The sequence below is a fragment of the Solibacillus sp. FSL K6-1523 genome (genome assembly GCF_038005225.1).
In the GTDB taxonomy this organism is placed as follows: Bacteria; Bacillota; Bacilli; order Bacillales_A; family Planococcaceae; genus Solibacillus.
Window position 1 is genome coordinate 2270173 of record NZ_JBBOSU010000001.1, and the last position, 19633, is coordinate 2289805.

The following is a 19633-nucleotide window of genomic DNA, read 5'->3' on the forward strand; positions in this document are numbered from 1 at the left end:
GCTGTAACCCCTATTGTCCCGAACCCATTCTCATGTTAAATTGAGGTAATAATCGATTCATTGCAAATGTTTCGTAAATTCAAAAAGGAAGTGTTTTTCATGTCACAACGTTCAATTGATACAAAATTAGTGCAGCTTGGTAATTTAAGCGATCCGAAAACAGGCGCGGTAAACCCACCTATTTATATGTCGACTGCATATAAGCATGCTGGGATTGGTGAATCGACAGGCTATGATTATTCACGTACAAAAAATCCAACACGCGAACTGTTAGAGCGTGGCATGGCCGATTTAGAAAATGGCGATGCAGGATTTGCATGTAGTTCTGGGATGGCAGCAGTACAATTAGTCCTTTCTATTTTCAAGCCAAACGATGAAATTATCGTACCGGACGATTTATATGGTGGCACTTACCGCTTATTTAAAACATATGCGGAAAATTACAATATCCGCCCTATTTATAATGCCTTTGTTCATTTAAATGAAGTGGAAGCCTTAATTACAGAAAATACGAAAGCGCTATTCATTGAAACACCGACAAATCCGTTAATGCAGGAAATTGATTTAGTTGCCTATGCCGCGTTAGCGAAAAAGCATGACCTGTTGTTAATTGTGGATAATACATTTTACACACCGTATTTCCAACGTCCGATTGAATTAGGTGCTGACATTGTATTACATAGTGCAACGAAATATATTGGTGGACATAATGATGTACTTGCAGGAATTGTCGTTGCCAAAGGTGCTGAACTTTGTGATAAGCTTGCCTTTATGCATAACGGAATGGGGTTAGTACTATCACCAATGGATTCTTGGCTTTTAATTCGCGGATTAAAAACATTGCATTTACGCTTAAAACAACATGATGCAAATGGCAAAAAAATTGCTGCTTATTTAGCAACTGAACCACTTGTTACAGATGTTTTATATACAGGAAAAGGTGGCATGCTATCATTCCGCGTAAAGGATGCCGAAATGGTCAATCCATTTTTAAAAGCGATGCAACTCATTACATTTGCTGAAAGTTTAGGCGGTGTGGAAAGCTTCATCACATACCCTGCAACGCAAACGCATGCGGATATTCCATATGAAGAACGTGTCGCGCGCGGTGTTTGTGACCGTCTCCTGCGCTTCTCGATTGGCGTTGAGGAAGCAGACGATTTAATTGCAGACTTACAGCAAGTATTTGACACATTACGAGGTGAATTTGCATGAGTAGTCACATCGAAACTGCATTAATTCACGGTGCCGTTCGTGAAGGTTTTGCGGATAAAAAAGGCGCGGTTAATGTGCCAATGTATTTATCCTCGACGTTCCATCAAGAATCAATCGATGAATTTGGCGAGTACGACTATGCGCGGTCAGGCAACCCAACAAGAGCAGCCCTTGAAAAAGCGATTGCTGAGCTGGAAGGTGGTCACCGCGGATTTGCGTTTGCTACGGGCATGGCGGCTGTATCTGCGTGCTTTATGATTTTATCTGCTGGTGATCACATCGTCATTACCGAAGATGTATACGGTGGGACTTACCGCTTTGTGACGAAAATATTGCCGCGCTTTGGCATTACGCATACGTTTGTAGACTTTACGGATATCGAAGCAATTAAAGCAGCAGTAAAACCGGAAACGAAGCTTATTTATCTTGAAACGCCTTCTAATCCAACGCTAGGCATTACGGATATCCGAGCAGTTGTGGATATTGCGAAGGCGAACGGTGCGATGACATTTTTAGATAATACGTTTATGACACCACTTCATCAACGTTCACTTGATATGGGAGTGGATGTTGTCATTCATTCGGCAACGAAGTTTTTATCCGGTCATTCCGATATTCTTGCAGGACTTGTCGTAGCAAAAGATGAGGCACTTGCTGATCGCATTTATTTCATCCAAAACTCTTTTGGCTCTGTTTTAGGTGTGCAAGATTGCTATACACTTATTCAAAATATTAAAACAACTGCCGTTCGTTTTAATGAAGAATCACGTGTTGCCATGCGTATTGCCGAATATTTAGATGCGCATCCACTTGTGGAAAAAGTGTATTATCCTGGGCTGAAAACACATCCAGGTTACGAAATTCACGCAAGCCAGAGCACATCGGCTGGCGCAGTTTTATCGTTTACTTTACCAAGCTATGATGTGGCAAAAGTTTTTGTGGAAGCTATGAAAATTCCTGTATTCGCCGTAAGTCTTGGCGGAGTCGAATCCATTTTATCGTACCCAGCGAAAATGAGTCACGCGGCAATGGAACCTGAAGAACGTGCAAAACGTGGGATTACAGATGGACTTCTACGCTTCTCTGTTGGATTGGAAAATGAAGATGATTTACTGGAAGATTTTAAACAAGCATTGGAGAAAGCTAGTACTATTTTATAAATTCTTATTAATTTGGAATAGCAAAATTTTGTTGTCTTGAAAAAAGATTAATTCAAAATATCTTATAATAACCAAAAATCCATTTTGAAAAACACTCAAAATGGATTTTTGCTTTGATTATTGTATTAAAGGAGTAGTTACAACGTATAAGGGCTGATCCCACGTAAAGGAAACTTCAGATTGGTTGTACACCTAGGACACTGTACCGGCTTATTGTATAATCAATTGACCATTATCAATTAAGCTTTTGAGTGAAATCCCTTCACCAGTACCATTAGAAATATTAAGTGTTAGTAAATCTGTAAATCCATATGAACTGCCTGCACCATCACGGTCAACCTTTAAAATGAATGATTGCCCATTTTTAGTTAATTGAAGATATTGAGAAACATCATTAATATGTTGACCTTCAAAGAGTAAGCGTAAATCTACACGATCTGCATTGCGATCAGTTGCAATTGTACCGTAATGGAAATCTGACCATATATCATGATTGTTTCCACCTGTTGCATCCTCATTTAACGTATTGTACGCGAGCGTGTCAGAGCCTTGTCCCCCTGTAAATGTATCCATATTTGTTGTTCCTGCTAAAATATCATCTTGGTCTGTATAAGTTGTAAGCGGATTAATCTTGAATGTTAGTGTTGATTCCGATTCAATACCACTTGCATGTGTTAATTTATAATTAAAGACATCTGTCTGACCTGCGACTTTAATATTGGCATTAGGCTTATAACTATACGAACCATCTAATTGAACAGTTAACACGCCATATTTTCCAGCAATAACTTTCGATCCGTTATCAAGCTTGTGGTAAGTTTGTACAGTTGCAACATTATCGTCTTCTACTAAGTAGCCCCAAATAGATAAAACGGTCTTCAGACTATCACTTTCGCCCAGTTTATTCCCTTCGATTTTACGTATGTTCCCTGTTAAAGGTGTCAGTTCGTCTACAATATATTGTCCCCAAGTTGATGAATTCACTTTAATATTCTTTAACCAACCTGTCGAACCTCCCATTGAGCCCGTGCCTTTCACAGCAATTTTGTAAGCCCCTGCATCTAAGTCTCTAACGACAATGCTTTGTGCATTCGTCGAAATATCCATCGTTTCATTATAAACTACATTTCCATTGCTTGAATTTATTACTCGTACTGTAGCAGTTTTTTGGGCTGGTAAGTTTTTACTAACATCGAATGTGAGTACTGAGGATTTGTCTTGAACTTTAATATCCCCAGATTGTAAAGTCCCATCATACCATAAAGCCCATTGTGTTCTTGCGTCTGGTGATGTGACTGTATTTGTCGCATTACTCACTTCAATTTTAGTTGATTGTTCCTTAGGCTGAGCTTTCACAACTGTTACATCTTGCCCCCAGTTTCCTTCATTCCATTCGACCGTTTCAGCACTGATACGAATTTGTAAATCCGCTGTCGCCGATACACCATTATGAGTATTTGTTACTTCATATTCGAAGGTTTCCACTTTACCGATATTCGTCGGTACATTGGCTGGTAAGTATTTATAAGTGCCATTTTGGTTTATAAAGAGCTGTCCATAACGACCTTGAATGACTGTTTCTTCTGACTGCTCTAATTGTTGCGGTTTACTATCCGTCGCACCAACTTTAATATGGGAAACTATACCTTTATTCCTTCCACCTAAATCCCAATCCGATAATAAATCACCTGTGACACTTACCCCCTCAGCAGTTTTATTATAGTTGAGGACTACTTGATTTGTAAGTTTAAATGGTGCCACTTGAACAACGGCTAATCCACCGCCTATATCGAGGACAAATACATATTCCCCTTCTTCAAGTGTGTCTAATGTAAATTTTGCAGTATTTGCAATACCTAAAAGCCCTCCACTTGAACCCGAAAGAACTTTAATTTGTTTATAATTTCCGTCTGTCATATCCTTTTTATAAATACCAATATCGAATGCTTGCCCACCTAGTATCGTATGAATTGCAACCGTTACATTCGCATTATACGTAGTGCCTTTCTCAACCGTAACTGAATGTTTGTTCGTTTCAGCCACTTTATTCAATTGACTTGCTGATAGTAATCCAAGATCTACAATTCCAATATCAAGTCCTAGTACTCCACCAGAAGTCACTTCTTTGTCCGCTATCTTAGTGATGCTTGGATGAAGATTTAATTCAACTGACTTTTTTCTAGCAGGAGTCGGATTTTCATTATCATTTTTCAAAACTGGTCCTTGTGCTTCTATTAGATTAACCGTTGTTTCTAGTAGACTTTCTGTTTTCAAGGTGATTTCTTCTAATGTAACTTCCTCTGGTGACTGTTCTAACTTCTCTTTCAAGCTTACCGCCACATCGTATGCTAATTTAAATTTTGCAAATGTTTCTTCTGTATAAAAATTATTATTTTCATTTTGCTTATCAACATGCGGTTTTGCTGCAGCTATTGCATCATTTAAATCGTTTGCATCTTTCTCTCCTGCTTTAAGTTTTTCCAAACGATTTTCTAGTGCAGTTCTAATAATTTTATTTTTATCTTGTATTAGCTTGACGAGGTCTTCTGCTGCTTTAATGTTGGTTAAAGTTAGAGTTGCCTCTGCCTTTTCAACTGCAGCTGTTGCCTTAATAATTGCAGCAACTGCTACGAGACGATCTTCTAATCCTGATTTTTCTGGTTCATTTTCTAATTGTTCAACCAAATTTTTTGCAGTGTCATATAAAGCCATAGCTTCTACATTTGCAGTTTTATCATCTATTGTTTCTGCTTTTTCCACTGCTGTAATTGCTGCATTTAGTAGTGTATAAGTTCCCTTCCCCTTTTTCCCATTATAATTTGCAATGGCTGCGCTTAATTCAGCGATTGCTACTTTATACTGTTCCAAAGTTACATTCTCATTACTAAGCACATTATTTGCAGTTGCAATTGCGTTTGTAAATGTTGCTTGAGTTTCTGCATCTACCCAATCATTGCCTACTAAAATATCATTACCATTATTATCAGATGTGGCTACTACAGCTGCTTCTGCCTGACCAATTAGCGACTCTAAATCAGTTTTTAACAGCTTTCTCTCTACATTATCTATACGGCTTTCCAACAATTCACTTAAACTCGCTTTACCATGTATTTTGCCAACCTCAGCCACTTTCAATCTGGCATCAGTAATTTCATCACGATTTGGGTTTTTCTCAAGCTGATCAACTAATTTAATCGCATCATTAATTGTATTGACTAGTACTTGTACAGCTGCCAATCTAACCGGAAGATCGTCCTTTTTCTCGTTCGGTAACCTATTTACAAGTTCTTGCGCTTTATTAATAGACTGCTGAGTAATTTTATCTTCTGCTAGAATCACGTATTCTTCAACATAACTAAATAAAATGTCTTCTAGTTCCCTTTGAAGGATAGACTTTTCTACTTTATTAGATAGTGCGCTTACTAATATTTGTGCCTGGTTAAGTCTTTGCTCCGCTTCTTCAACTGCATTTAATAGGTCTTGCCCATCAGTTCCATTTTCCAACTTTACTTTTACTTCATTTACTGCAGTTTGCGCGGCATCAACAGCTTTCCTTGCAGCTGAAAATAAATCCAAATCTATTTTTTCTTGAATTGTATTTAATCTATTATCAAGGTCTTTTTTATCTTTTTTTTCATTTTCCGTATCTTGTGGGAGTTTTTCTACAAGAGCTTTCGCAGCATCAACAAGAGCTTGCACCTCATCGGATGCATTTTCCGCTGCTTTTACGGCCTGTTCTGCTGCTTTAAATGCATCAATATCGCCCTGAATCGTTGCTAAGCGATCTAATAGTTCCTGTTTATTCGCTACTTCCACTTCTGTTGTATCTGATAACTGCTCAACAAGGACATTCGCTGTATCTACATCTATTTGTGTTTTACTTGTTTCCGCTTGAACAACGGCATTAATTGCGGCTTGTAATTGTTCGCTATTCCCGTCTTATACCATTTTCACGGATTTCGATTCGGGCCTACACCGCACAAGCGACTTTCATCGCATACGGCGTGCCATCAATTGTCTACGGAAACTCCTACTATTTCTTAGACAATTGACTAGGTTCCTTCGCTCCTGTTAGTTTTTCCCTCTTCGTATGTTACCATACAAATACAAACGGCTAACAATCTACACTACTACGAACCCGCTGCCATCTTATGTACTTCATTGGCGCTAACACACCTATTTACATAAGACTTCAAACGTTCCACCATATGTATCCCTTTTTTTGATCACCTTAGGCTTCCACTCTCCACGTGCAAGGACGTCTCAGTTTAACAGTCTCAATTATACTGAACGCTAATTGTCATTTCATACAATTAGATGAATGCTGAACTACTAGCAATACGCAACATCCACTAACTTACCGTGCTTCTACATGGATTCGTCAACCTAGCCATAGCGACCTTTTAAGGAGCCCCGCCTCAGCACTACCGAGTACGACTTCACCTGACTTCACCCCTTTGCGTTGTTAGACGCGCTCCGGATGCAGGAGGATTAGACACCATGACCTTAATAGACTGTTATCATGGATTGGAATTTCACCAATCTATTCCATATGATAGTTAGAGAAATTCTCCCCACTTATTTCACCAGTTTCCTAGTTTATAAAGTAACGTTTCGTTTCATTTTCTTTAGTAGTGTTTGAATCAATATAACTTACGTTTCCATCTTCATCAATCTCAATCTCACCAGCAATAATATCTTTATGGAATCCACCATTCTGTTCTAATAATTCAATGGCACCACTTATACTTTTCGCTACCGCATAAGCTAAATTATAATCCTTGACATCATATACCTTTTTATTTGAAGAAATATAAATAATTCCCCCACTAAATGTAATACCCGCAGCTAAAGCAAAGTTATAATTCTCTAATGATATCTCATACGGTAAACCCTCGTACTCCAGAAATACAGTATCGATTTTCTTCACCACTGGTGATTCAGCTGCTACTGGGCTTAATGCTGATGCACCATAAACTGACGCTATCGCTGCTGCAGATAATATTTTATAACGATTTTTCGCCATTTCTTAACACCCCTAATTATTTTTAATTTAATATAAGGAACAGCCTTGCTGTTCCTTATATTAAAAATCTCTTTTCACTTCTATCAAATCCGATATTATTTAATAGAAACTGTAGCCTTTAAAATCTCTTCCTCAGTTGGAATATGACCTTCTTGTTCAAATGACACGGTGAACTTTCCTTGAGCAAATGGGTTTTTCACCATCTCTTCTGGTGATCTCCCTTCGATATTTATATAATAAACCTCAGAAATCTTCATACCCTTAGGTAATTCCGACTGGATAACCGTAACAATTTGATGTCCGAATTGATTCGCCACGATTTCGACTGCATTAATAGATATAAGATCCGCTACTGTCATACTTACAACTTCCACTAAGCTTTCAATCGCAGTGTTTAGATCTTCTAATGCTTTATCTAACTCTTCTTTTGTTGAATTTCCGTTTTCAAGTGCTATGTTCGCATCATCTAAAGCTTCTTCGAACTTTGTCCAGCCATCTGCTTCATAGTCTGACTCTTTAAGTTTTCCAGCTTCTTCGATTGCTGAATCAAGTGCACCTTTAGCATCCGCTAGTTCTGCATCTTTAACTGCTTGATTGAAATCTGCTACTGCCGAATTCAAATCTGTTACTGCTTTATCTACTTCAGCTTGTGTTACATCTTTTTGACTAACTACTTCTTTGGCAGCTATGATTGCTTGAGATAACGCGTCTTTTACTTCTTTCGACACTTCACCTACGTCTGTGTTGGCAAGTAAGGCTTCTGCTTTTGTGATTGCTTGGTTTAAATCTCCTAAATTTACTGATGGATCTTTCACTATTTCGTCTTTAAATGCTGCAATTGCTTGATTCAATGCATCTTTCGCTGCGTCTACTTCCGCTTGTGTTACATCTGCTTTTTTCGCTACTGCTAGAGCATCTGAAACTGCTTGATTCAACGCATCTTTTGCTGCTTCCGATACTTGACCTACATCCAGTCCCACATTTGTATCTTCAAGTAAAGTTTCTGCTTCAGTAATTGCTTGATTTAAGTCACCTAAATTTACTGATGGATCTTTTACTATTTCGTCTTCAAATGCCGCAATTGCTTGATTCAATGCATCTTTCGCTGCGTCTACTTCCGCTTGTGTTACATCTGCTTTATTTGCTACTGCTTGAGCATCTGTAACTGCTTGGCTCAACGCATTCTTTGCTGCTTCCGATACTTGACCTACACCAGTTCCTTCTTCTGTGTTGGCAAGTAAGGATTTCGCTTTTGTAATTGCTTGGTTTAAGTCACCTAAATTTACTGCTGGATCTTTCACTATTTCGTCTTCAAATGCTGCAATTGCTTGATTCAATGCATTTTTCGCTGCATCTACTTCTGCTTGCGTTACATCCGCTTTATTTGCTACTGCTTGAGCATCTGTAACTGCTTGGCTCAACGCATTCTTTGCTGCTTCCGATACTTGACCTACACCAGTTCCTTCTTCTGTGTTGGCAAGTAAGGATTTCGCTTTTGTAATTGCTTTGTTTAAGTCACCTAAATTTACTGATGGATCTTTCACTATTTCGTCTTCAAATGCTGCAATTGCTTGATTCAATGCATTTTTCGCTGCATCTACTTCCGCTTGTGTTACATCTGCTAGACCAACTACTTCTTTAGCAGCCTCAATTGCTTGAGATAACGCGTCTTTTGCTTCTTGCGATACTTGACCTACACCTGGTCCTACATTTGTATCTTCAAGTAAAGTTTCTGCTTCAGTAATTGCTTGATTTAAATCACCTAAATTTACTGATGGATCTTTCACTATTTCGTCTTCAAATGCCGCAATTGCTTGATTCAATGCATCTTTTGCTGCGTCTACTTCCGCTTGTGTTACATCTGCTTTTTTTGCTACTGCTAGAGCATCTGAAACTGCTTGGCTCAACGCATTCTTTGCTGCTTCCGATACTTGACCTACATCCAGTCCCACATTTGTATCTTCAAGTAAAGTTTCTGCTTCAGTAATTGCTTGATTTAAATCACCTAAATTTACTGATGGATCTTTCACTATTTCGTCTTCAAATGCCGCAATTGCTTGATTCAATGCATCTTTTGCTGCGTCTACTTCCGCTTGTGTTACATCTGCTTTATCCGCTACTGCTTGAGCTTCTGTAACTGCTTGGTTCAACGCATCTTTTGCTGCTTCCGATACTTGACCTACACCAGTTCCTTCTTCTGTGTTGGCAAGTAAGGATTTCGCTTTTGTAATTGCTTGGTTTAAGTCACCTAAATTTACTGATGGATCTTTCACTATTTCGTCTTCAAATGCTGCAATTGCTTGATTCAATGCATTTTTCGCTGCATCTACTTCCGCTTGTGTTACATCTGCTAGACCAACTACTTCTTTAGCAGCCTCAATTGCTTGAGATAACGCGTCTTTTGCTTCTTGCGATACTTGACCTACACCTGGTCCTACATTTGTATCTTCAAGTAAAGTTTCTGCTTCAGTGATTGCTTTGTTTAAGTCACCTAAATTTACTGTTGAATCTTTCACTATCGCTTCTTCAAATGTCGCAATTGCTTGAGTTAATAAATCTTTCGCTGCATCTACTTCCGCTTGTGTTACATCTGCTTGACCAACTGCTTCTTTGGCAGCCTCAATTGCTTGAGATAACGCGTCTTTTGCTTCTTGCGACACTTCACCTACACCCATACCTACTTCAGTGTTAGCAAATAAATCTTCTGCTTTTATGATTGCTTGGTTTAAGTCACCTAAATTTACTGATGGGGTCTTCACTATCACCTCTTCAAATGTCGCAATTGCTTCAGCTAATGCATCTTTCGCATCGTCTACTTCTGCTTGCGATACCCCTGCTTTACCAGCAACTGTTTGAGCAGTTAGTATGGCTTGGCCCAGCACATCTTTTGCGGATTGTGATACTTCGCCTACACCCACCCCCGTATTTGTAGACGCAAGTAAGTTGGAGGCATCTGTTATGGATTGAATTAAGTCATCTAAACTTACTGCTGGGTCTTTCTCTATAGCTGCAATAAATGTCGTAATCGCTTGAACTAGCTTATTAATTTCAGCGTCTACTTCTGATTGCGTTGCAGTATCATTATCAACTACTGCTTTGGCTTCCGTGATAGACTGATCCAACTCGTTTTTCGCTTCTTGCGATACTTCACCAACTGCCGTACCTACATCCGTAGTCGTAAGTAATGCAGTCGCTTCTGCGATAGCAATTTTCAGAATATCTTTTTCTACTACTTCTGTCCCTGTACCACCATCTACAATGATGGCATCTAAACGATTTTGGAGCTCATCTTTTTCTGTTCCATCTGGTAATGCAGTGACTAATGTTTGCGCCGCATCTACATCTACTTGCGTTTTACTTATTTCTGCTTGTTCAACTGCTGCTGTTGCTGCTTGTAAGGCACCACCGTTTCCTGTACCACCATCTACAATAATGGCATCTAAACGATTTTGGAGCGCATCTTTTTCTGCTCCATTCGGTAAGCCATTTACTAATATTTGTGCTGCATCTTTATCAGTTTGCGTTTTAGATGTTTCTGCTTTTTGAACAGCATCCGTTGCTTTTTGCAATGCACCTCCGTTTCCTGTACCACCTGCTACCACAATGGCATCAAGGCGAGCTTGGAGTCCGTTTTTAACTGCACCATTCGGCAAACCATTTACTAAGATTTGTGCAACATCTTTATCTGCTTGGGTTTTAGATGCTTCTGCTTTTTTAACCGCAATTTCAGCATTTCTATACGCTATCTCGTTGTTATTGTCTGGTGGGTTTGGATTTGTAGTTCCGCTGCCATCGCTACCACCGCCGTTACTACTACCACTACTACCACCACTTCCACCACTACCTCCACCACTTACATTTCCACTTCCACCGCTACTTGCTTCTCCTTGACCAAAATCTCCTGCAAGATCTGAAGTATTAATTTGATCTAGTCGATTTTGGAGATTATCCTTTACAGCCCCTTCTTTCAATTGATCAATGAGTTGCTGTGCAGCATACACATCTTCTTTTGTTTTACTAATTTCTGCTTTAGCTACAGCAACTTCAACATCCGCCTCATTAACTCCTACTTCATTTGGCGCTTCTTCTTGCTCCGAATTTTTTGCATTTTCACTTCTAATAACAAATGAAGCGATTTCTCCTCTCGTGACATATGCATTCGGCTCAAAAGTTGTTGCCGTTTTTCCTTTTGTAATTTCATATGCGACAAGTGTTTCTATATAATCCGAATACCACTTGTTTGGTTGCACATCAATAAATTTATTATTTTTATAAGGCGTATTTTTCAAGCCATATCCAATAGCAAGAATTTTAGCTATTTGCGCACGCGTTAAAAGTTCATTTGGACGGAAAGTAGAATCTTCTTGGAAACCATTAATGATCCCCATTTCAACTAACGCTGCAATCGACCCGTAATATGGGTTCGATTTATTTATATCTCGAAAACCTGGATTTTGAACATTTTCTACATCCACACCTAGCGACAATGCAATAATCTTTGCGGTTTGTCCACGGGTTACGAAATTACCAGGTTTAAATTGTCCATCAGGAAAACCATTGAGAATCCCTCGATTTGTTAAGGTTGTTATTGATTCATAATAATAATCACTCGTTTTAACATCAGGATATCTAGTAATCTGAGACGCATCTGCGACATTCGAAAAACCAACAATTACTGAACCTAATACAAGCAGTAATGAAATTAATACTTTATAAATTTTATAATGAGTACTAAAAATTTTCTTCATTTTCCCCAACCTCCCAGACTAATCAACTCAACATCACGATAACTGAACTACAAACATAAAATTATATAAAAATAAATATATCCATAATTAAAAAATTCACGAGTAAAGTTATAGGTATATAAAATCCTATGTAAATGGTTTTAAGTTCATAGTCCCGTGAACCCAATATGAATCTACCATTCTTCAATTGTTCTTCACGATTCCCTTAAAATAAAATGCAAATTCACCCCATTCTTTTAATTTCCCTTATTTACATAATCTCTATAGTGCAAACTAAGCAGTAAAAGTGAGAAATTTAAAATTTTTGTTCTGTTAGACCATTTTGATATTGGTAAATCGATTACATTCCGATTTTTATTCAAATGTGCTGTAATTTCTTCAAGAGAAACACAGCTTTACAATATACTCCTTTCTCAATTAATAGGGTCTGGTAGTATATACCTTCAAATAAAAATCTTTAAACATATTAATTACCTAAAAAGGAAAAAGCAGTTTAAATATGCATGCCAAAAGGGAATATAAAAAACAAAAAAGTCATGTGTTATAAGCAAACACATGACTTTTCACTTTATTAATTTTACTCAACTGAAGCCCTTCACTTTTTTAGAAGTTGAATACCAAACTTATTTTTAATTCTCTATATAATCCAGCAATGAATTAATAAAGCCAAAAAACCCATACCATTAATCTTTTTTGTGTTTAATCTACCCAAAAGAGTGAAATAAATAACAATAACGCTTATTTTAGGGGGAATAGAATGCGCCAGTTTCAAAAATGGATGCCAGCAATGAAAAAATACCGTCTGACGCTCATCTTTATTGCCCTTCTGCTCGGGCTTGCCATCGTTTTACAAGCTTATAGCATCATTCAAATTGTTGATTTCGTATTTATTCAAAAAACCGAGTTCTCAGCTACTTTACCTTATATAGTTGCGCTACTTTTGGCGATATCACTTCGGGTTGCGTCTAATTTCCTTCTTCATTGGACGGGCAATCAACTTTCCGCACATGTTAAAAAGGAGATTCGCGCTCAGCTTTTAACGCGCTGGGAGCAAGATTCTATTGAAAATATAAAATTACAGCAAACGGGCTATCAAGTTTCGCTATTCGTCGATACGGTCGATGAGCTTGATGCGTATTTTCGGGAGTATATACCGCAAACGATGAAAACGTTCGTTGTGCCATTGTTTTTATTCATCGCCATATTTTTTGCCCATCCTATGAGCGCGGTCATTTTGCTCATAACGGCACCATTTATTCCCCTTTCTTATATTATTATCGGTGTGCAAACGAAAAGAAAATCGGAACAACAGCTTGAAAATATGAACCGCTTTTCCGGAAAATTTTTAGATGTTTTACAAGGCTTGCAGACGCTTAAGCTGTTTTCGCAAAGCGCCAAACAACGAACTATTTTGCAACATTACAATACACGTTTTATGGAAACGACGCTCGATGTGTTAAAAATTGCGTTTGCATCAACGCTGTTTATCGAGCTTATTACTACGCTTGGTGTCGGGCTTGTCGCACTTGAAATCGGCTTTCAAATGATTGTATTTGAAACGCTCGGCTTTGCTGCGGCATTTTTCGTTTTAACGTTAGCACCTGAATTTTACAGCTCTTTAAAGGAATTAGGTACGGCGTTTCATGCGGGAAAAGGTAGTCTTGGCGCAATGCAGCTCATTCAAACAGAGCTTGAAAAAGAGGTTCAGACGGTCACATGGGGACAACAGCAAATCATGCCCGCCCCCGCTCTTGCACTAAGGGATGCTGAGTACCATTATCCAGACGGTACTACGATTGGACCGGTTTCGATGGACATCCCGTCAAAGAAAACGGTAGCCATTATCGGACCGACTGGACATGGCAAAACGACCCTCTTAAATATGCTAGCAAGTGCGGTGGAACTAACGGACGGCTCTCTTTTCATTAACGATATCGCGCGCAGTAAATGCAGTGAACAAAGCTGGTATGCACAAATGACAATGATCTCACAGCATCCATACGTTTTTGCCGGTACACTGCGGGACAATTTAACGATGGGAAAAAATATGGACGATGACGCAATTTGGCATGCAGTACAAAAAGCACAATTAGGTAATTGGTTTACTACTTTACAAGATGGTTTCAATACGAAAATTGGGGAAGCCGGTCGCGGGCTGTCTGGAGGAGAAAAACAACGGATTGCGATTGCTCGGGCTTTTATTCATCAGCCTACTATCGTATTTTTCGATGAACCAACTGCTGGACTGGACGTATTAACCGAGCAACTCATTGCCCATGCGATTCAAACATTAAAATCCCATGCAACAGTCGTTCTCGTCACGCATCGCCTTGAAACATTGCAACATGCTGATCTGTTATACATTTTGGAAAATGGCAAAATTCATGTGAGCGGGACACTGGAAGCATTGCAACAGGAAAAGTATTTTGAGGCGATGAAAAAAGGAGGTTTGCCCGATGCAAGAGCTTTATGAAATGATTTGGCATGAGAAAAAAGAAATGCTTCTCGCGTTAATTGCCGGTACAATCAGCGGCTTAACAGCGGTTGCCCTTTTTGCACAAAGTGGCTTTTTGATTTCAAAAGCCGCGCTCATGCCACCGTTTTACGTCATTTTAATTTTGACCGCTTTTTTAAAAATATTCGGAGTCGCAAAATCGACGAGTAAATATGCAGAACGCTTTATTTCTCATCGTGTAACGTTTTCACTTTTGTCCGCGATTCGAATGCGATTTTTTGACCGACTAGAACCTATTGCTAATCAGTTATTTTTGCATTATCAAAGCGGTGAATTGTTAACACGTATTACGAATGATGTGACGACGCTTCAAAATTTCTTTTTACGTGTCGTTTATCCCCCACTCGTTGCGTTGCTCGTCTTTTTCGGAACGGTCATTTTCACATCCTTTTTTTCGATTTGGATAGCGCTTTTATTAGTGCTTGGCTTTTTATTTGTGGCGGTCATTATTCCGACGCTTTTAATCGCAAAGAACACACAGCCTGTCCCCTATAAACGTGAACTGCTTACCGAAACAACTGAGTTTTTATACGGTTTTCGCGAATTGAAAAATCATCATCTAGTCGCGCAAAAAAGTAAAGACCTGCTGCAGTTAAGTGATGCATATGCCGATGAAATCAAAAAAGAGCAGCAAGCACTCGTTCGTATGCAACTTTACAATCAAAGTGCCTCATTATTGACGGTATTTCTTATCGTGACAATTGGTGCCTATTTTGTGACGACAAATCAGCTAGACGGACTTTATTTGGCGATGCTGTTATTAATCGCGCTCACCGTATTCGAAACCGCGATTCCGCTCGCTACTGTGCCGCATCATTATAAAAGTGCAGCGGGGGCGATGGCACGCTTACAGGAAGTCGCAGTAGATTCTGAAGCTGGTACAAAGCCTTTACCATCTTCGAATGATTTCACAATCCAAGTGAATGATGTGCATTTTTCATATGCCCGGCTTTCGAAACCCATTTTAAAAGAGATTCAATTTACGATACAGCCCGGCGAAAAAATTGCCATTATTGGTCCTAGTGGCTCGGGAAAATCCACCCTTTTTCAATTGCTTATAAAGGGACTTGAGCCAACGAGTGGGGAATTATTGATCGGTGGTGAACCCCTTGCTAACACATATGCACCATCCTTGTGGGCACAGATAAGCGTGCAATTGCAGCATAATCATTTTTTCTCAGGGACGATTCGAGATAATTTATTACTTGCGAATGAACAAGCATCGGACGAACAACTTGTCGATGCATTAAACCGCGCACAGCTTCCAAAAAACTTGGATGAAGCTATTTTAGAAAAAGGAGAAAACTTATCCGGTGGTGAACGTCAACGACTGGCCTTTGCACGTGTGCTTTTAAAAAATGGTGCCATTTGGCTATTAGATGAACCATTTACAAGCCTAGACACCGTAACAGAGCGTGCACTCTTTCATGAATTACTTACGAGCACGAAAGAACGAACCGTCATTTTGATTACGCATAAGTTGGCCGGATTAGAAAAGATGGATCGGATTTTCGTCATGCAAGATGGACAACTTTTGGAATGCGGCTCTTATGAACAGCTTCTAGTAGCAAAAGGTTTATTTTATCAGATGAAAAATATTCATACGTTCCAAGATTCAAATTAATAGGATGCTGGAAATGCGAGATATGCCATATCTCACATTTTCTAGCACCCTTTTTAATCATTCCTTTTTATCCTGCATGAACGAACAAAATTACGTCCACTATGATAGAAGAATCCTTTCACCTTTCCGTAATTCAAAAAAACTTTTAAAAATTTATCTCAAATTCGAGATATTTGTGTTGCAATTTTATCAGTTGAGTAGTAAAGTGATAGTAACGAAAGGATGTGACGGCATGAAAAATAACACACGCGGCTCGCTCATTTGGTTACGGATTACGCGTTTTACGCATCAAAGTAATTTATTATCCAATGATTTTCTAAAACCATTTGGATTAACGACTGCCCAATTTGACGTGCTTATGCAAATTGATTCTTATGCACCGATTACACAATCCGATTTAGCGCAAAAAGTAACCGTTACACAGGGTGGCATTTCTCGTATGTTGTCACGCCTTGAGCAGGACGGATTGATCGAACGCACACAACAATGGAAAACAAAATACATTTCGTTAACTGAAAAAGGAAAACAACATTTAGCCAATGCATTTGATGCACAGCTCGCCTTCCAATCATCCTTTTTTGATGATTGCTTAACGACGGATGAACAAAAAACATTATATGAATTAATATCTCGTGTACAAAAAAACAGTGAAAATAAAACTAAATAACGATCACACATTAGGAGGAAACTTTATGTATAACATTCCAGGACATCACCATATTTCAATGATTACGAAACACGCAAATGACAATAACCACTTTTACCGTGAAATTTTAGGCTTACGCCGCGTCAAATTGACGGTAAACCAAGATGCACCATCGATGTACCACCTATTTTACGGGGATAAAACAGGGAGCCCAGGTACTGAATTATCGTTCTTTGAAATCCCATTAGTAGGACGCACACATCGCGGTACAAATGCCATTACAAAAATTGGCTTAATTGTTCCATCTGAAGAAAGTTTGCATTATTGGATGAAACGCTTCGATGAGTATGAAGTACAACATGAAGGAATCTCCACATATGCGAACCGCCCTGCCCTGCTATTTGAAGATGAAGAAGGTTTACGCATGGCACTTATCGTTGCAAATGGTGAAAAGATCGCACATTGGGAAACGTATGATGGCTCCCCTGTTCCTCATGAACATCAAATTCAAGGAATGGGTACCGTAGAAATGACAGTGAAAAATTTATCAAAATTAACGCGTACACTAACTGAAATATTTGGCTATCATGAGGTATTTAACAATGACCAGGAAGCCCTATTCCAATCAGTAGCTGGCGAAGTATTTGGTGAAATTTATGTCATTCAGCAAGATGGCCCTTCTGAAAAACCAGGAAAAGGTAGCATCCATCACTTAGCAATCCGTGTGAAAAATGATGAAGAATTACAGCATTGGGATGAGCAAGTAAAAATGCGCGGCTTCCAATCATCCGGGATTATTGACCGCTTCTACTTCAAGAGCTTATATTTCCGTGAATCAAACGGCATCTTATTTGAAATCGCTACAGACGGACCAGGATTTTTACGAGATGGTGACGTTGAAACATTAGGCGAGCAATTAGATTTACCAGACTTTTTAGAAGCGCGCCGTGATGAAATTGTAGAAAAATTACACCCAATTGTTTAACTTACATTGGATATATTAAAGGAGCATATAAAATGGAAAAATATCGTATTGATCAATCAAAAGGCATGGAATTTGGACTTTATTCGTTAGGAGATCATATGCCAAACCCTTTAACAGGGCATACAGTATCCCCTCGCCAACGTATTCAGGAGCTCATTGAATTAAGTCAATTAGCAGAGCAAGCGGGCATTGATGTATTTGGTGTAGGTGAAAGTCATCAACAGTATTTCACAACGCAGGCCCATACCGTCGTACTAGGTGCGATTGCGCAGGCAACAGAAAAAATCAAAATTTCGAGCTCGGCAACAGTATTAAGTGTTTCTGATCCAGTTCGCGTCTATGAAGATTTTGCGACAATCGATTTAATTTCAAATGGCCGTGCAGAAATTGTGGCAGGCCGTGGCTCGCGTGTCGGTGCCTACCATTTACTTGGTGTCGATTTACAGGATTACGAGGAAATTTTTGAGGAAAAATTAGAATTACTGCAAAAAATTAATGATGAAGAAATTGTGAATTGGCAAGGTGAATACCGCGCACCACTTGAAAATGCACGAATTTTGCCACAGCCATTACAAGGTTCATTACCGATTTGGCGCGCGGTTGGTGGCCCTCCTGCAAGTGCGATTAAAGCAGGTTACATGGGCATTCCAATGATGTTAACAACACTTGGTGGTCCAGCAATAAACTTTAAGCCCTCTGTTGATATTTACCGTGAAGCAGCAGAAAGAAGCGGTTTTGATCCTGCGACATTACCGATTGCAACGACAAGTTTATTTTACGTAGCCGATACGACAAAAGAAGCATTGCAAGGCATGTACCCTCACATTAATGCAGGCTTCCAAGCAATCCGCGGCTCAGGCTATCCAAAGCAACAATTTGCCCAATCAACAGATGTGCGTGATGCATTAATGGTCGGCAGTAAAGAGGAAATCATTGAAAAAATCCTGTATCAACATGAATTATTTGGCATGCAACGCTTTATGGCGCAAATCGATTTTGGCGGCGTGCCATTCGATAAGTTAATGAAAAATATTGAAATTATCGGTAATGATATTATTCCAGCGATTAAAAAACATACAGCGAAATAAGGAGGCAGTACAATGAAAATCGTAGCATTAGTCGGTTCAACAATCGGCTCAAAAACACGTACAGCAATGGCAACAACAGTCGAATTATTACAAAAAAAATACCCTCAAGCAGATGTAACAATGCTTGATTTAGCGAATTATGATGTACGTTTTAGTGATGGACGCAATTATTCGGAATATGAAGGCGATACATTGTTTGTTGCAACGGAAATGATGCAGGCGGATGCTATTATTATCGGAACACCAACATTCCAAGCATCGATCCCGGCGACATTGAAAAATGTGTTTGACCTACTCCCTGTTAACGGCTTACGCGATAAAGTGGTCAGCATCGTTGTAACAGCAGGTACTTCAAAACATTACATGATGGTCGAGCAGCAGTTAAAACCGATTTTATCTTACATGAAAGCCCATATCGTACCAACGTACGTATTCGCGGAGGAAAAAGATTTTCACCGTAAAGAAATCGTGAATGATGATGTGCTCTTCCGCCTAGATCGCCTTATTGACGACACGGTGGATCTAGTAGAAGTCCACGCAGCATTACGTGCGAAAAAGGATGAGCAGTATGATTTTTGAATGTTCATAAAAAATATATAAATATTATTAAACACTTAAAACGTTGC

The 19633-nt window shown here is 39.0% G+C and carries 11 protein-coding genes; 8 read left to right on the forward strand and 3 right to left on the reverse strand.

Annotated features, from left to right (window positions below):
• The first annotated feature begins 99 nt into the window (after positions 1–99).
• Positions 100–1215, forward strand: a complete 1116-nt coding sequence (locus tag MHI10_RS10785) for a methionine biosynthesis PLP-dependent protein (protein WP_340785377.1) — start codon at positions 100–102, stop codon at positions 1213–1215.
• Positions 1212–2375: an aminotransferase class I/II-fold pyridoxal phosphate-dependent enzyme gene (locus MHI10_RS10790; protein ID WP_340785379.1), complete on the forward strand. Its 1164-nt coding sequence runs from the start codon at positions 1212–1214 to the stop codon at positions 2373–2375. The genes MHI10_RS10785 and MHI10_RS10790 overlap by 4 nt, the downstream gene beginning before the upstream one ends.
• Positions 2376–2585: 210 nt before the next feature.
• On the opposite strand, the gene MHI10_RS10795 is transcribed toward MHI10_RS10790, so the two are convergent.
• From MHI10_RS10795 to MHI10_RS10805, 3 genes are all read right to left on the reverse strand, one after another.
• Entirely contained in the window at positions 2586–6191 is a 3606-nt protein-coding gene (locus MHI10_RS10795; protein ID WP_340785381.1) for a BapA/Bap/LapF family large adhesin, read from the reverse strand.
• A gap of 778 nt (positions 6192–6969) precedes the next feature.
• On the reverse strand, positions 6970–7401 hold the full coding sequence (locus tag MHI10_RS10800) for a hypothetical protein (RefSeq protein ID WP_340785382.1): 432 nt from the start codon (positions 7399–7401) through the stop codon (positions 6970–6972).
• A 95-nt stretch (positions 7402–7496) separates the two neighbouring features.
• A complete protein-coding gene (locus MHI10_RS10805; protein WP_340785384.1) occupies positions 7497–12149 on the reverse strand; it encodes an S-layer homology domain-containing protein in 4653 nt (1550 codons plus the stop codon).
• A 757-nt stretch (positions 12150–12906) separates the two neighbouring features.
• Between MHI10_RS10805 and cydD the strand changes: the two genes are divergently transcribed.
• The 6 genes from cydD (at position 12907) to MHI10_RS10835 (ending at position 19586) form a co-directional block, all read left to right on the forward strand.
• Entirely contained in the window at positions 12907–14622 is a 1716-nt protein-coding gene (gene cydD / locus MHI10_RS10810) for a thiol reductant ABC exporter subunit CydD (protein ID WP_340785386.1), read from the forward strand.
• The gene (gene cydC / locus MHI10_RS10815; protein WP_340785388.1) at positions 14606–16288 is read left to right on the forward strand and encodes a thiol reductant ABC exporter subunit CydC; all 1683 of its coding nucleotides are present in this window, start codon (positions 14606–14608) and stop codon (positions 16286–16288) included. The genes cydD and cydC overlap by 17 nt, the downstream gene beginning before the upstream one ends.
• 232 nt (positions 16289–16520) lie before the next feature.
• Positions 16521–16955, forward strand: coding sequence for a MarR family winged helix-turn-helix transcriptional regulator (locus tag MHI10_RS10820; protein WP_340785389.1), 435 nt, complete (start codon positions 16521–16523; stop codon positions 16953–16955).
• 25 nt (positions 16956–16980) lie between these two features.
• Complete coding sequence (locus MHI10_RS10825) at positions 16981–17919, forward strand: ring-cleaving dioxygenase (protein WP_340785391.1); 939 nt, start codon at positions 16981–16983, stop codon at positions 17917–17919.
• Positions 17920–17951: 32 nt separating this feature from the next.
• The gene (locus tag MHI10_RS10830) at positions 17952–19007 is read left to right on the forward strand and encodes an LLM class flavin-dependent oxidoreductase (RefSeq protein ID WP_340785393.1); all 1056 of its coding nucleotides are present in this window, start codon (positions 17952–17954) and stop codon (positions 19005–19007) included.
• A gap of 12 nt (positions 19008–19019) precedes the next feature.
• Complete coding sequence (locus MHI10_RS10835) at positions 19020–19586, forward strand: NADPH-dependent FMN reductase (RefSeq protein WP_340785395.1); 567 nt, start codon at positions 19020–19022, stop codon at positions 19584–19586.
• Positions 19587–19633 lie beyond the last annotated feature (47 nt).

Coding starts and splice junctions, on each gene's coding strand:
- MHI10_RS10835 (WP_340785395.1), top strand. CDS start 19,020: ATGAAAATCGTAGCATTAGTCGGTTCAACAATCGGCTCAAAAACACGT.
- MHI10_RS10830 (WP_340785393.1), top strand. CDS start 17,952: ATGGAAAAATATCGTATTGATCAATCAAAAGGCATGGAATTTGGACTT.
- MHI10_RS10805 (WP_340785384.1), bottom strand. CDS start 12,149: ATGAAGAAAATTTTTAGTACTCATTATAAAATTTATAAAGTATTAATT.
- MHI10_RS10820 (WP_340785389.1), top strand. CDS start 16,521: ATGAAAAATAACACACGCGGCTCGCTCATTTGGTTACGGATTACGCGT.
- cydC (WP_340785388.1), top strand. CDS start 14,606: ATGCAAGAGCTTTATGAAATGATTTGGCATGAGAAAAAAGAAATGCTT.
- MHI10_RS10790 (WP_340785379.1), top strand. CDS start 1,212: ATGAGTAGTCACATCGAAACTGCATTAATTCACGGTGCCGTTCGTGAA.
- cydD (WP_340785386.1), top strand. CDS start 12,907: ATGCGCCAGTTTCAAAAATGGATGCCAGCAATGAAAAAATACCGTCTG.
- MHI10_RS10825 (WP_340785391.1), top strand. CDS start 16,981: ATGTATAACATTCCAGGACATCACCATATTTCAATGATTACGAAACAC.
- MHI10_RS10785 (WP_340785377.1), top strand. CDS start 100: ATGTCACAACGTTCAATTGATACAAAATTAGTGCAGCTTGGTAATTTA.
- MHI10_RS10800 (WP_340785382.1), bottom strand. CDS start 7,401: ATGGCGAAAAATCGTTATAAAATATTATCTGCAGCAGCGATAGCGTCA.